This window comes from Pseudomonas sp. GW821-FHT05D12 (assembly GCF_059419825.1).
Genome location: NZ_JBWKSN010000003.1, coordinates 178934 through 194146, shown reverse-complemented (window position 1 = coordinate 194146; position 15213 = coordinate 178934). Strand labels below are relative to the sequence as shown.

10 protein-coding genes are annotated in these 15213 nt (G+C 62.0%); 2 read left to right on the top strand and 8 right to left on the bottom strand.

Going from position 1 to position 15213, the window contains the following annotated elements:
* Positions 1–16: 16 nt before the first annotated feature.
* From pelG to AC07SI_RS06585, 8 genes are all read right to left on the bottom strand, one after another.
* Positions 17–1387, bottom strand: coding sequence for an exopolysaccharide Pel transporter PelG (gene pelG, locus AC07SI_RS06620; RefSeq protein ID WP_065899656.1), 1371 nt, complete (start codon positions 1385–1387; stop codon positions 17–19).
* Positions 1388–2902: a GT4 family glycosyltransferase PelF gene (pelF, locus tag AC07SI_RS06615; protein WP_065899655.1), complete on the bottom strand. Its 1515-nt coding sequence runs from the start codon at positions 2900–2902 to the stop codon at positions 1388–1390.
* Positions 2892–3887, bottom strand: a complete 996-nt coding sequence (locus AC07SI_RS06610; protein ID WP_065899654.1) for a HEAT repeat domain-containing protein — start codon at positions 3885–3887, stop codon at positions 2892–2894. Before AC07SI_RS06610 ends, pelF begins: the two co-directional genes overlap by 11 nt.
* On the bottom strand, positions 3865–5232 hold the full coding sequence (locus AC07SI_RS06605; protein ID WP_065899653.1) for a PelD GGDEF domain-containing protein: 1368 nt from the start codon (positions 5230–5232) through the stop codon (positions 3865–3867). Before AC07SI_RS06605 ends, AC07SI_RS06610 begins: the two co-directional genes overlap by 23 nt.
* Before the next feature lie 5 nt (positions 5233–5237).
* Entirely contained in the window at positions 5238–5756 is a 519-nt protein-coding gene (locus AC07SI_RS06600; RefSeq protein WP_065899648.1) for a penicillin-binding protein activator LpoB, read from the bottom strand.
* A gap of 26 nt (positions 5757–5782) precedes the next feature.
* Positions 5783–9391 carry a tetratricopeptide repeat protein gene (locus AC07SI_RS06595; protein ID WP_495005414.1) on the bottom strand — a complete coding sequence of 1203 codons (3609 nt, stop codon included), beginning with the start codon at positions 9389–9391 and terminating at the stop codon, positions 5783–5785.
* On the bottom strand, positions 9369–12182 hold the full coding sequence (locus tag AC07SI_RS06590) for a bifunctional glycoside hydrolase/polysaccharide deacetylase family protein (protein ID WP_495005413.1): 2814 nt from the start codon (positions 12180–12182) through the stop codon (positions 9369–9371). Before AC07SI_RS06590 ends, AC07SI_RS06595 begins: the two co-directional genes overlap by 23 nt.
* A gap of 63 nt (positions 12183–12245) precedes the next feature.
* Positions 12246–13178 carry an NAD-dependent epimerase/dehydratase family protein gene (locus AC07SI_RS06585; RefSeq protein ID WP_495005412.1) on the bottom strand — a complete coding sequence of 311 codons (933 nt, stop codon included), beginning with the start codon at positions 13176–13178 and terminating at the stop codon, positions 12246–12248.
* A 493-nt stretch (positions 13179–13671) separates the two neighbouring features.
* Here AC07SI_RS06585 and AC07SI_RS06580 point away from each other — a divergent pair, with 493 nt between their 5' ends.
* A complete protein-coding gene (locus AC07SI_RS06580) occupies positions 13672–14172 on the top strand; it encodes a sigma-70 family RNA polymerase sigma factor (RefSeq protein ID WP_106805426.1) in 501 nt (166 codons plus the stop codon).
* Entirely contained in the window at positions 14172–15119 is a 948-nt protein-coding gene (locus tag AC07SI_RS06575) for a FecR domain-containing protein (protein WP_213552173.1), read from the top strand. Before AC07SI_RS06580 ends, AC07SI_RS06575 begins: the two co-directional genes overlap by 1 nt.
* The last annotated feature ends 94 nt before the right edge of the window (positions 15120–15213 follow it).

The following is a 15213-nucleotide window of genomic DNA, read 5'->3' as shown; positions in this document are numbered from 1 at the left end:
TCACCCGCAAATACGCTTAACGCGCCAGCATGAACGTCTCATATTCCAGGTCTTCCAGCGCCGACGACAGGCGCGCCAGCCCCAGCAAAACACACACCAGCAACGACAGCGTGAACCCGTAGCCGAAGAAGCTCGGGCCCAGGTGCATGCTGAGGAGGGTCAGGCCGGCGTTCAACACGGCGAACAGTACGCACAGCTCCAGTACCACGCGACGTTTGTCGAGGTAAAAGAACACGTTGAGCAGCGCCATGAACACCACCTGGATGCTCACACCGATCAGGTCGATGTAGAACAGTGGCAGGTAGTAGCTGGAGATGCCGATCCACTCGAGCAAGCGCGGCGCGAAGAGGAACAGCAGGACCACGGTGAGGCCCTGGACCTTGCAGATTTCCAGCAGGCCCTGGCGAATGGACAGGGTCATTTCGGTTTTCAGCGAACCGATGTGCTGCAAGGTCTCGCCGTCGCGGATGGCGCGGAACAGCCGGTCGTACCATTCGGCGAAGTCGGTTTCGATGCGTACCAGGAAAACCGCCATGCCAGGGATGATCGCCAGGTACGCGATGAAAATCGGCATGTCATACAGGATCGAGGCGCGCAGCGGGCCGATGACGGCATTGGAAGTGCCGGGGTTGAACCAGAACAGGATCTTGTCGACCCAGATGCCGAAGTTGTAGAAGAACCCGGTGACCAGCAGGCTGAGGAACACGTTGCGACGATTGAGGAAATCGAAGGCAATCATTTTCTCGGCACGGTATTCGCGCAGGATGTCGTAGAGGTACAGGAACAGCAGGCTGCCGTGCCCGATCAACAACGCCAGCAACAGGCCGGGCATCTTCAGGAAGCTCAGCAACCAGGCACTCGCCACCATCAGCGCGTAACCCACCACCATCACCAGCAGGATGCGGTTATATTTTTTCATCCCCGAGAGGAAGATGATCACCAGCCACAGGTTGCACAGCACCACGAAGTTCGACAGTACCAGCACGCGGTAGATCAGGGGCTGATCGAACAGCAGCGCCAGCACGATGACACCCAGTACGCCGGCGCCGACGGTGACCATCAACAGGATGCCCAACAGGTTCGGCAGGATTTGCTCGTAGCGTTGCTCGAACAATTGGTCGGACACAAAGCGGGTGAAGAACAACTGCAGCCCACCCGTGAGGATCAGCGAGCTGGCCATCAGGTAGGTCACCGTCACCAGGAACTGCCCGACCAGTGAGTTGGGCAACAACAGGCCGAGGCTGATGATCCCCACCAGCATCACGCTGATGATCGACAACACCCACGGCCCGGAGCTGATCAAGCCCGCATACACGTAGGCGTGCAGGGTTGCGGTGTATGAGTCGCGCGAAAGAATCTTGCGCAGTTCGAAGCCAATACCGGCCATTTAATTGTTCTCCATGGCTGCCTGGTACAGGTCGCGGTAGCGCTGCAGCATCAAGGCTTCGGTGTAGTAACGGTGGACCCGCAAGAGCCCGCTGGCCTGTGCGGCCTTCCAGCGTTCCGGGCTGCGCAGCAGTTCGAGGATGGCCGCCGAGGTGGCTTGTGGGTCGGCGATCGCCACCACTTTGCCGGCGAGGCCAAGGTCACGGTCTTCGGCGCTGCCGCCTTCGATCAATTCTCGACACGAACCGACGTCGCTGCTGATCACCGGTGTGCCGGCGGCCCAGGCTTCGAGGATCACCAACGGCTGGGCCTCGCTGATCGAGGTCAGCACCATCAGGCCCAGTTTGGGCAGGATGTCCTGAATGCGCTGGAAGCCCAGGAAGTGCACCTTGCCTTCAAGCCCCAGACTGGCCATCAAACTGCGGCATTCGCTGACGTACTCGGGGTCTTCCTCTTCAGGGCCGACAATCCAGCCCTCGGCCTGTGGCATGGCGCTGATCACACCGCGCATGGCCCGCAGGAAGGTCTTGACGTCCTTGATCGGGACCACCCGCCCAATAAGCCCCACCACCGGCGCAATGCCCGGCTCGCGGGATTCCAAGGCCTTTGCCCACTGCGACAGGTCGATGCCATTGGCGATCAATTGCGTGCGGCTCGGGTCGGCGCCGTCCTTGATCTGGCGCTGACGGTTGCCGTCATACAAGGCAATGATGTTGTCGGCGCTGTTGTAGGCCAACTGGCCGATGCGTTCGAAATAGCGCACCCACAGCGTGCGGATATACCCCGAGCCGCCATCAAGGCTGCGGTTGAGCGCCTGGCCGGAGCTTTCGGCGATCCACGTGGCCTGGGCCAGGTCGATCTTGCGCTCCTTGGTGTAGATGCCGTGCTCGCTGAGCAGGTAAGGACATCCCCAGCGATGCTTGAGGATGCAGCCCAGGAGCCCCGCGTAACCGGTGGAGATCGAGTGCAGCACCCGCGCACGCGGCATCTTGCGCGAAGCTTCGGCGAGCATCAGCAACGGCGACTGCAGGGAGCGCAGGGTCCAGAAATAATTGACGAAGGAGGGGTCGGCGCAATGCTGGCGATAGCCTTCGCTGAGGGTCTCCCAACTGGCGCGGCTGCGCAGTACGTCGTCGAGGGTCATGTGCCCTTCGGCGATGCAATTGAGCATGCGCTCGCCCAGCTCGCGCGGGGGCGCGTCCGGGTGGTGCAAGAAGCGATACAGGTCGGCCAACTGCTGCGGGTCGGCCTCGCGCGGCTTACCGCGCTGGTTGGCGGGATGGGTTGCATCCTCAAGGAACACTTCTTCGATGTGCACCACGTTTGTCGGCACTTCATAGCGTCGCGAGGAGTACGCCGAGCGCTGGCCGCCGATGAACATGACCGAAAAGGTCAGCTCCGGCAGGCCCAGGATCATCTGGTGAATCCAGCTCGATACCCCGCCGCGCACGTACGGCCAGGTGCCTTCCAGCAACAGACAGATATCAGCGGTGGGTGTCGCTTCCTTATGATTCATTCCAGCTCCTCACCAGCTCAGCGAACGGTGGACGCTGGCGGGTTTTCTCGGGAAGGCTGGCGAGCAACCCAGGGATTTCGTGATAACGACCGGCTTCGAACGCCAGCTCTGCATGAAACGGCAGCAATTGCGCGGCGCCCAGGCCATTTCGCTCGGCCTCGTGCAACAGCGCTTCAGCCCGCTCGTTCTCGCCGCGCTCCAACGCGATACGTCCCGCCAACAGCAGCAGCTCACCGCCCTCGCCCGCGGCCAAACCTTGCTCGGCGTGTTCGCTGGCTTGATTGAGGACGTGTTCGAGCACACTGCCCTGGGCCAGGCCGAGGTAGGCCAGCTCCCAATACCAGCGCGCCAGCATGCTGTGCACCGGGCCTGCCATGCGTGGGCTCACGCCGGCCAATTGCTCCAGGGCCATCTGGATGTGCAGGTTGATGTCGCTTTCCTGCTTGTCGAGCATCGAGTACGCCAGCAGGCGCACGTCGTCACTCGGATCGCCCAGGGCCAATTTGAGGATGGGCACCGCGTCCTTGCCGGGCATGCGCCGCGTCGCCAGCAAGGCTGCCAGGCGCTGGTCCGGGTCGGGCGCGTGACGCAACACATCCTGCAGGCCGCCATCGGCAAAAATCGGCGTGCGTGTCTGTGCCTGCGCACGGAACGGCAGGCCCGGAATGCCGACAGCCTGCCAGGCCTGACGGTCGCGTTTGCGCGGCAGGTACAGCGCCGGGAAGATTGCCGCCACCACGCCCAGGGTACCGATGACCGGCACGAAGAATGCCAGGCAGAAAATGAACAGCGGGCTCCAGGGAAGCGGTGCACGGTAGCGCGCCGGCAGCATCCGCCACACGGCAGCGCACAGCATCAGGCAGGCGAGGCCGTGGCTGAAGATAAACACCAGCAGTTGATGCAACTCCGGCGCATTGAGCCACAAACTGGCCCAGCTGCCCGCCTCTAACAACAAGGCTCCGCTAAACAGCCACTTGCTGATCATTCAGGCCACACTCGTTGTGAAGAAAGTTACGCAGCCCGTTGCGGTCACAGCCAGGCTCCAGGTTGAAAGGCATTACCCGCACACCCAGGCTGTCAAAATCGGTGTCGATGCCGAAGTGCTCGTGCAGCAACAGGCCAATCCGCGCCAGGTAGCCTTGGGTGCCTTCCGGGCTGGTCAGCGGCAACAGGACCAACAGCAAAGGATGATCGCGGTTGTTGCGAACCGGCAGGTGCAGGTCGAGACCACGCTGGCTGCGCTCCATCAAACGCGTCAACTCGTCGTTGGGGCGCGTCATTTCAAACGCGAACAGGCCGGCCGGCAACGTGTGCTGCTCCGCATCCACCAGCGAGCGCTTGAGCTGCAAGGTGAATTGCTGCGCGTCGGCATCGGGCAGGCGCAGCACTTGCGGATCGCGGCGCAACAGGTCGGCGATGTGGCCGGCGAGCAACGACAGGAGGCTCAGCGTGCGGTCCTGGAACGCGAAGAACGGCATCTGCCGGACCGCCAGGATCGCCAGCAGGCGACCTTCGGCGTCGATCAGCGGGATGCATGCCTGCAGCGATGAGAACTGCGCGGAGTTGCCGGAGTCGATCAGGTCCTGACGCACGCTGACCAGTTCGCCACGTTCTAGGCACAGGGTGATCAGACCGTCGTCGGTGCCCAACGGGCCCATCACACCGATCATGGCCAAGGCCTCGGGCAGCACATTTTTTTCGCTTTCATCGACACGGTACAGCCCGGCAACGCGCAGGGCTCCGTACTGGCCCAGCATCGCCACGATCGGCTCGGCCAGGTCGCTCAAGGCATCGCCTTCGATCGGCATGCTGCGCAGCTTCTCGCGCAGGCCCAGCAACGAACTGCGCAGGCTCTGATCGCTGCCAGCGACGCGCTGCTCCAGCAAGTCATGGGAAACCCGCAGGATCTGGTGAGCGCGGGTGAACTCATCAAGACGGTACTGACGGTACTCGTTGGCCATCTGCAGACGCTCCAGGCGGCGCACCCACAGGTCGCGAACTTCACCCACGAGCATCCCGCACACCAGCACGCCGACGATAAACGACGGCTCAAGCTCGGTGTAGCCTGCATGCCCGGTGTAGCGCAGCACAAACAACGCCACCACCAGCAAACCTGCGCTGAACAAGCCGCGTACAAAACCGTAACGCACACCTAACAGCAGCGGCGCCAGGATTACCCAAGGGAAACCACCGTGCATCTGCAACGGGTCTTCGGGAGTCAGCCAGAGGCCGAGGCCAATCGCGGCACCCGTCACTATCAGCGTTTCCAGCCAAGACACCGGCCCGCTGGCGCGGGGCGCCAGGCTGTAATCCATGTGTGGAGAATTCATTGCGTTCACTCGAACCGAAGGGCGCCAACAAGTTTGTCGATTACCGTCTGAGCATTGCCCGCCAGGCTTTCACGGGACCAGCCGGCGCGCGCGCCGCTCTTGCTCCAGAGCACGGTACCGTCCTTGGCGTCCAGCACGCGCAGGCTGATGCCGACCGCTGGCTCGCCGTCCAGACCGTTCTTGTATTGCCACTCTTCGACGCTGCCTGCAACGACGTAGTCGAGCTTCTGGTCGCGGGCCCACTCGAGGGCGCCGGTGAGGCGCTCGTTGTCATCCATCAGCGCTTGTTCGCCCTGGGTAGTGGTCGGGTAGACGCGAGGCTGCAGACCGTGGCTGCTGAGGACGCTGAGCAGGATCTGCTCGCTGCGCTCACCGGCTTGCGGGGTCTGAGAATAGTTGACCATCGGCACGATGCCCCATTTCGCACTGCGCGACAGGTTCGGGCTGTTTTCACTGGTGAAGCTCGAGCAACCGGCGACGAACAGTACTGTCAGGGCCAGGCTCAGTGTACGAATTGCTTGCATAGGTTTTTCTCCCGTAGATTCTGTAATCAGCGCCCGAAACGCACGCCGTAGCTCATGCCCAGTGTGCCGCCGGACTTGCCATCCCCGCCCTGTGGGGCAGATTGGTAACCGAAGGTCAGGGCCAGTTCGTCATCACCCAGCACTTCAAACCCGATGCCCGTGTTGATGCCGTAGTTGAAAGTCTGATCGGTCCATTGCCAGCCCGCCGTCATGTCCACCAGCCAGGTGTACTGCGGCTTGCTGCGCACCAGTGCGCCGGGTATGCCACGACGCCACGAAGTGCCGACGTAGAGCTGGCCATAGCGGCTTTGCAGCAGGTCGGCGCCGGTCACGGTGTCGACATCGAGAGGATCAAGCTGGCCGGTGTCAGGGTCGGTCGACTGAGGCGTGATCTTGACGGCGCCGCCATTGCGGCTGGACAGGTAGTCCAGGTTGCGATCCTTCACGTTGTTTTTCTGGTAATCCAGGCCGCTGCGCACCGTCCAGTTAGGCCCGGCGAATTCCAGCGTGTGGTTGAGTTCCAGCTTCAACGCCTGACCAGTCCCCAGCGAGTCACCCGCGCGGGTCGAGAACGACCGCTGCGCCACTTCCCAGCTCAACTGATCGCGTGCGGTCAGGCCGTGACGGCCACCCACCCAGGCGCGGTCCTGCTGGCCGAAAGCACGCATCAGGCCGCTGTCGTCACTCTTGCGATGCCAGTCCAGGCCGGTCTCGATCTGGTGGCTGTTACCCAATTGCCACATGCGTGACAGGCCCAGGCCGTTACGGTCATCGTCCTTGCGCTGGCTGGTGTCGGCGAAGAGCTTCCAACTGCCGTTTTCCACCGAGCGAACCAGGGTCAGGGCGGCATTGCTCTCATCACCGATCCGGGACGAGATGATGTCGTCGCCCTTGTAGTTACCGTGCTCGGCTTCAAGGTCGGCGTACCAGTTGTCGCCCAGGTTATGCGCGATTTCCAGGCGCGGCGAGTCAAACGACAGGCCACCGAAATCCTGCTTCTGATAGGACAGCAACGCGCCTTGCGGGGTGCTTTCGTGAATTTCCACGGCCTGGCGACGCAGTTGCTCGTTCACTGAAGACGGCTGGTCGTCGCCGAGGGCAGACAGGCTCGTGTCCAGGGCTTCGTTGGTGCGCCCCAGACGGCTCAGCGCTTGTGAACGCTGGGCCGGGTTCAAGTCGCTGCTGGCCAGCAGGGTTTCAACCTGGGCCTTGTTGCGGCTGCGCAGGGCTTCCTGGATCTGCTCGTAGCGATCGACTTTCAAGCCTTGGCTGCGTGCCCACTCCAACCACTGGTCTTTCTGCGCTTCCTGGTTGGTCGCGTCCAGGCGGGCCAGCAGACGCTCGAACAACATCTGCTTCATCGACGGCGAACCGTCCTTCCACTTCAACAATTCCTGCTGCGCCTTGCGAGGCGAGTAGCTGCTGGACATCAACCGCAGCCAGATCGCATAACGCTGGGACGAAGGTTGCAGGTTGTCGGCCTCAGGGTTACGCAGCAGCTTCAAGCGCAGGCGCTGGGCGGCGTCCTGGTAACCGGCGGTGTCCAGTGCGTCGGCGTAGGCCGCTTGCACCAGCCAGTCGTTCGGGGTGAGCTTGAGGTACATGCGATACCACGCCAAAGCCTCGGTGTCGCGCCCCAGCAACTGGCTGGCGCTTGCAAATGGCAGCCACAGCAAGCGGTCTTCACGCGCATAGGCACGCCACTTGGTGAGCAGTGGCTTGAGCTTGGCGGTGTCGGCCTGGTCGACATACAGCCAGGTCAGGCGCTCGCGGAACAGGTTGTCATCCGGGTAGTTTGACAAGCCGAGCAGGTACAGGCGCTCGGCCTCGGCCGTGTCGCCCTGCTCGATAGCCAGCGCGCCACGCACGGCCAGGACCTGGGCTTGCTCGTAGGCCTGCGGGTATTTGCGGGCGTCATCCAGCAAGGCGATCACTTGGTCCCAGTCCTGCAATTCCTGGGCGAGCTGCAGGGCTTCGACCAGGCGTTGAGGATCCTGGGCGCGGTGCCAGCTGGCAACCATCAACTCCAGCGCGCGCTGGGGGTTGCTGACGCGGTACAGGGAGATCAACTGACTCTCGTCGCCGCTGACCAATTTGCCGTTGATGGCGAGCAGGCGCTCCAGCGACACACGCAAATCCTCATCGCGCTCCAGGTCCCAAGCCAGTGCGGCACGTGTGTGCCAGTACTCCGGATCCTGAATGGAGGGATCATCCACCTTGACCACGTCCCACGCAGCCTGCTCTTCGAACAGCTTCATGTGGGTGCTGGCCCAGTCGACCTGTTCGGCCGTGGTCAGCTTGTAGCGTTTGGCATAGTCCTTGTAGAGCTTGCCTTTGGCGGCGAACTGCCCGGTGTTTTCCAGGTTTTGCAGCAAGCGGGTCCAGGCCAGGCGGTGCGAAGGGTATTTGCGCAGGTACGTACGCAACCAGGCTTCGGCCTCGGCCGGTGTACCGCGCGATTCGTGACCGTAGATCAAGGCATCCAGCTCGATATCGGTGAGTGCGCGCTGTTGCATGATCTCGGCAAGCAACGGGATCGAGCGGTCAAAGTCGAACTGTTGGCTGGCCAGGCGCCAGGCGTGTTCGCGGGTGGCCGGGTCTTCCTTGAGCTTGAGCAGGCGAACCCAGTAGTCCAGGGCCGCTTCGTTATCGCCGCGCCATTCACCGAGGCGGGCCATTTGCTCGAGCAGCTCGGTGTCATCCGGGTAATCGACGGTCAATTGCTGGCCGGTTTCCCAGGCACCGGCCAGGTCATTGATGGCCAGGCGTACGTGGAATTCTTTCAGTGCAATTTTCGGGTTGTCCGGCTGCAGCACGCGCCACTGTTGGAGCACGCGCTGCGCAAGGTCGTAATGCTTGGTCGCCACGGCGACATCGACGCCCTGCTCCAGCCATGCCGGATCGGTCTGCGGATTGGTGAGGTCGGGCAACTCATCGGAGAGCACCTGTGCGGCTTGCTCATCTTGCCCTGCCGACAACAGGCTGTTGAACGCCAGTTGTGCGTACTCGCGTCGCTCGGCCGGTTGCTGGGCATCGCGTTTGAGTTGCAGGTAGATCTGCGCGGCACGCGCCGGTTTTTCACCGGCCATGAACCACTGCGCAGCGGCTTTGAGTGATTCACTGCGCTGCGCCGGATCGCGCGCGGCGATCTCTTCGAACACGCTGGCTGCAAATGCCGGTGCCTGCAATGTCAGCGCCAGCTTCGCCAGGTTCTGCAGCTGTGGCACCGCCAGTTTGCGGTGATCGAATGTTTCCAGGCGCTCGACCAGCGCCTGCTGCGCGATCAGGTCGTTGCTGCTGGCCGCGACCAGTGCATCCAGTTCCAGGCGATAGTACGCCTGGGTTTCCGGCTGCGGCTTGGGCCAGGCCTCCAGGTGCTGGCGCGCCTTGGTGTAGTCACCGAGGCGAATCAGCAAATCAACCAACTGCAGGCGCAGGTGGTCGTCATCCGGGTGGGCCGTCAGCAGCAGCTCGGCGTAGTTGGCCGACACTGCGTCCGGTTGGCGCCCATCCGGCTGGAAGACTTCTTCGCGCTGGAAAGTCGCCCATAGCAGGCCGCCCACGGCGACCGCGACCACCGCCAATGCCCAAGGATTGAGCAGGCGGCTATTTTTAGTTGCAGAGGAGCTGACCATTACTCACCTGCTTCATAGGTAATTGAAAAGTCCAGAGGCCGGCTGACGCCTTGCCCGCGAAACGCTGTCCATCGACTTCCACGCGACAAGCCGTCGCCGAGCGTACGGAGAAGGTCAGGTCGAACTGACCGGCAAACGCAAAGCTCACGCGATTTGCATCGATGTAGCGCCAGTCAAGCAACGGCAGATTTGCCTCCTCCAGGGCGGGCCTGGGGTCTCGATCCGGGCGCAGCACCAGCAAGGCCTTGTCGCTGCTCAGCGCCACATAGCGCCCTTGCGGCAAGTCGCGCACACCGGCGATGCCTTGGGATTGGAGCAGGTCCGGCCAGCCCATTTGCGCGTCAAGGCGCACGGTGCGCAGCGCGTCCATCCCGCGGATCTGCCAGGCGCCGTCAGCGGTTCGCGCCAGGCTCGCCTGGTACAAGCCGTGCAGGCGGTCGACGTAATCGCTCATCCACAAGGACATCGGCTGCTGATCGCGCATGTAGCCGTAGATCTCATGCATGGCCTTGATCGAAGCCTGCTTGGTGCTGGAGTAGAAGTGATAGTAAAGATGCAGCCCGCGCAGGCGGCGGGGGCTGTCGGTGAGCTCGAAGGTCTCGATCAACTCGCGGAAACCGTAATACGGCCCCTTCCACAAGTTGGTGTAGAGGTTTTCGTTGATGATCGGCGCGTAGTATTGCAGCCCGCCCGGGGTCGGTCGCAGCAGCGGGTTGAGGCCCGTGAGCGACGGGTTGGCCTTGGTCATGATGGTTTCGGCACCGTTGACGTTTTTCAAGCCAGCGTCGTAGGCCAGTTTGATCGTGTCGGACGATGGCAGCGCGTCACCTGGCCAGAACACCATCTTCACCGGCTTTTGCGGGGTGGTCAGGTTCTGGTTGATGTAGTCGCGCGAGCCGAAGATTTCACGCCGAAAATCAATTTTGTCGTAGCCGGCGATCTTCATGTTCATGCCGTATTCCGCGTTGAAGTTCTCGCGTTTCTTGGCTTTGTTCGGCTGCATGAAAAACGGGTGGCTGAAGGTGTGGGTGGCCACTTCAACTTTCGGGTTGGCGAAGATCTCGCGCGCAATCGGCTCCAGTTCGCGTGCCAGGAACGGGAACGCGCCACGCGGCGAAACTTCCCCTTCGATGATCGACACCGACGTCAGGAACGGGTTGGGCTTGATGTAGTCGTCCAGGGTGTGACGCCCGGCGTAAGGCGTGCCGCGTACTTCGGCACGCGAAGGAAAGCCGTCGCCATCAATGTGCACGGTCGCGATGCGACGGCCATTTTCGGTGGTGGTGTCCGGGCGCGGCTGGTTCGGCAGGCGCAGGCTGGCCTGGAGAAACGCAAAGGGATCGAGAATCCAGCGGCTGCGCTCGTTGTTGATTTCCAGGATATAAGGCGCGAGGGCCAGGCCACCCCATTTGCCCACTACTACCGGGGTGAATACGTCGCCACCGACGCCTTTCAACGACAGCGCCGGGGTCGGGCCGCCGGGCAGTACCGAGACCGCGGCCAGGTCACGGGAGCGCGGCACTACAGGGGCTTCAAAAGCGCCGAGCAGGGCCTTGTCCTGATGGGTGACGGTCAACACCTGTGTCGCAGGCGGCGCATCGCGCTTGAGGCCCAGGCGCTTGAGCAGCAGCTTGTCTTCGACCGGCAGCCCGCTGAAGAACACCACGGGAACCTGCTCGTCGAGGCGCGCATTGAGGAAACGGTTGAACGCCGGGGCATCCTGCGGCGGGCCGCTGGTCATCCAGGTGATCACGCCGGCGTACAGGCCACTGAAGCTGTAGAGCGGCAGATTGCTGTCGGCCGGCAGGTAGTCGACGCGGTAGCCCAGGTATTCGAGCAGGCCGCCAAGATTGGTATGGCCGGCGGCATCTTCCATCGCGCCTTCACGCGGATCGTAGATCAACGCGATACGGCGCGGCTGCACTTCGATACTGCTGATGCCCAGTGTGTTGAGGTCCGGGGTGCTGATGTACGGGATGAACCCTTCATCGCGCAGACGCTTGGCCAGCGTGCGGGCTTCTTCGCGGCGCTCCGGCGGCAGGTAGTCGATCGCGACCAACGGGATGCCTTTGGCACGCAGCGGTTGCAGGTGCGTTTCCAGCCACGCGCGGTCGGACTCCGATACCGGGCGATAACGCTTGGCGGCGGCATCCCAGCCGGCGTGGATTGACTCGACCGCAACGGCAGCGGCGACGCCGTCCAGTTCGGGCAGTACTTCGAAACCACGGTTGAAGAACAGCTTCAGCTTGGGCTGACGTTTGTGCAATTCACGCAGCAGGCTGGCCAGGCCAACGCGCTGGGCTTCACGGGAGGCTGCGGGCACCAGTTGGAAACTGTCGAGCGTATCGAGAAACAGACCGGCATAACCCTGGGCTTCCAACGCCTTCGCACGGCCAAACAAATGCTCGCGCCAGGCGGGTGAAGTGAGGTCCATGACCTGGCTGTCCCAGGCATTGTTGCGTACCGGCGAAACAGCTTTGGTCAGCCCGGCCTTTTCGATTTCCGCCTTGTTGCCGTCGAACTCCCCCACGGACAAGTAGGCAAACGGCTGGCTGCCCAGGGCCCGCAAGGTTTTCACATCGCCCGGTGTCATATGGCCTGGCTCGACCACGGCCCAGTCGAATTGCGACAACTCTGGCAGCGGCGGCTGGTCGGCGTACCAGAAAGCCACGCTGGCTGGCTGGGGTAACGCAGCAGCCTGGACCGCTGGCCCGCCGACGAACAAGGCAAGAGCAGCTAATAGCCGCTCAGCGATCACGCGGACACGCGTCCTGCGGAAAACGATTTCCATAATTCACTCTTGAAAAATGACTGAGCCAATACTGCGTTAACGACGGACAGGGTGACCGGCGAGTTACAAACTTCGCAAAAGCTGCGCCAGACCCTGGCCGATGGAGGTCGGTTCCGGGAGTGCAAAGCGTTCCAGCAAACGGGTGTTGTTGGCGCGCGAATGGCGAATGTCACCTTGGCGTGGCGCCTGGTAAGTCACGTTCAGCGGGGTGCCCGTGGCCTTGCCCAGTTCGGCGATCAGGTCATTGAGACTGGTCGCGCGGTTAAGCCCGACGTTGATGGCTTCAGGGGCCGGCTTGCGGGTCTCCACGGCCTGGACCAGGATGCTGACCAGGTCCTGTACATAGACGAAGTCGCGCGTCTGCTCGCCGTCACCAAAGACCGTGATCGGCTTACGGGCCAACGCGCGTTCGGTGAAGATGCTGATCACACCGGAGTACGGCGAGGAAGGATCCTGGCGCGGGCCGAAGATATTGAAGAAACGGAAGATCACCGGTTCCAGGCCGTGCTCGCGGCGATAGAAGTCCAGGTAGTACTCACTGGCCAACTTGTCGCTGGCATAAGGGGTCAGTGGCGACTTGGGGGTGTCTTCGATGATGGCCGTGCCTTCGCCGTTGTTGCCATAGGTCGCGGCGCTGGAGGCGAACACCACGCGCTTCACGCCGGCCTTGAGCATGCTCTGGCAGACATTGAGGGTGCCGACGAAGTTGGCTTGGTGGGTGGCGACAGGATCGTCTACCGACGCCTGCACCGACGCCACCGCGGCAAGGTGTACGACGGCGCTGCAGTCGCGCATGGCCTGGTCAACGACGGCGCTGTCCGCCACGTCACCGACGACCAGTTCGAGGTCGGCATTGTCGACGGGCAGGTTCGTCACCTTGCCGGTCGACAGGTTATCGAGTACGCGAATCTTGTAGCCTTTGCCAAGCAAAGCATCTACCAGATGTGAACCAATGAAACCTGCACCACCCGTAACCAGAATTCGTCCAACAGCCATGTAGTTTTCTTCCTAAAGACTCGAGCGCAGGCGTGTAGAAGCGAGCCTGCTAAATAAAGTGACAGCGTTTATTAGTTAACTCTGGCCGACGCCGCCGGACCGTTTGAATCCGAGCCGCCATATCCCTTTATCTTGAAAAACCACAGCGGGACGAACGCGCGTCATTAATGTCATTTTAATGGCTTAGAGCCATCAAAACCGTCGCGAATAATGTTGGATGAATATCAAACTGTCAACGCTTTGTCTTATCTGCCGCCCAACGGCATTTTTTGCGCAAAAACGTCACTTATTTGACGACATAAATGGTGCCATGGAGGGCGTTCGCTATCGAGTTCAGTCGCGGGAAAGTGCGGATACGTACGAGCGGAAAGTTATAAAAGACCGACATTTTAATAGTACCGAACGTACTAAAAGAACATTCAAAGGCCTTGCCTAATAAACGTGCCATCACAATAATGAGAGCCATTACCATTTACACTTCGGTGGCACGCTCATGTCGACCCTCGATCCTTCAACACTTCACCAGCTGTACAGCGAACACAACAGTTGGCTGAAGGGCTGGTTGCGGGTGCGCCTGGGGAATGCTGCGGATGCGTCCGACTTGGCACAGGACACGTTCGTACGGGTGATGACGGCTCGCCACACTACGCCCATCCGGGAGCCGCGCGGCTATCTGAGTGCGATTGCGCGTTCGTTGCTGATCGATAAATCCCGGCGCCGGGCCATCGAGCAGGCTTACCTGCAGGCATTGGCGCTGCGGCCGGAGCCGGTGGAGGTGTCGCCGGAGGTGCGCTTGTCGATCATTGAGATGCTGGTGTCCATCGACACGCTGCTGGATGGGTTGGGCACGCGCACACGCGAGATTTTTCTCGCGGTGCAGTTGGAAGGCTTGAATTACGTAGCGGCTGGCGAGCGATTCGGGGTGTCGGTGACCACGGTGAAAAATCACCTGGTTCGCGCCATGACCCAATGCCTGTTGCTGGTCGAAACCTGATGGCTACACCGCCGGACCTCAAGACGCTGGAGGCCGCCGCCACCTGGTACGTGCAGCTCAATGACGGTACGCCGGACGAGGCGCGCACTCATGCCTGGCAGGCCTGGTTGCAGGCCAGCCCGCAACACGCGGCGGCGTGGGCACGGGTCGAGGCGCTGCAGCAGCAGTGGGCGAAGATGCCTCGCCAGGCGGCGCTTTCCGGTCTGGGCGCGGCGCAGAAACAACGTCGCGCTGTGTTGAAGATTCTCGGCATGCTGCTCGCGGTAGGTGGCTGTTCGTGGCTGGCGGTGGAACAGGTGCCGTATCGCGCGGTGCTCGCACAACACCGCACCCACACCCGGGAACGGCGCTCGCTGAAGCTCGACGATGGCACGCAACTGGAGTTGAACACCGGCACGGCGCTGGATATCCGCTTCGACGCCCACCAGCGGCTGATCCAGCTGTACGAGGGTGAAATCCTGGTGCAGACCGCCAAGGACCCGGCCCAGCGCCCGCTCATCGTCAGCACCGGCGACGGCACGATCAAGGCGCTTGGCACCCAGTTCAGCGTTCGCCAATTGGAAGACAGCACCCACGTCGGTGTGCTGGAGGCCGCCGTTGAAGTCCGCCCGCGCCGCCAACCAGAACAGGCGTTGCGCCTGGAGGCCGGCCAACAGGTCACGTTCGATCACGATGCGCTTGAAAACGCGCGTCCTCTGCCTCCCGGCTCGGCGGCATGGGTTCGCGGCATGTTGAGCGTGGACGATTGGCGCCTCGGCGACTTCATCACCGAGTTGGGTCGTTACCGCCCAGGCGTGCTGCGTTGCGCGCCGCAGGTCCAGGACCTGAGCATTTCCGGCGCGTTCCGCATTGACGACACCGACACCGTGCTCGAGAACCTGAGCAAAACCCTGCCGGTAAGGGTGCGCTACCTGACCCGCTATTGGGTCAGCATCGAACCCGCCTGAAAACTGTTCGCGCGCAGCCTTGCCGATTTTGATCTCATCCCGAACAGTCGGTGGAAGGTTTTTGTGTAGCGGTACCCGCCATCGAGACTAGTCG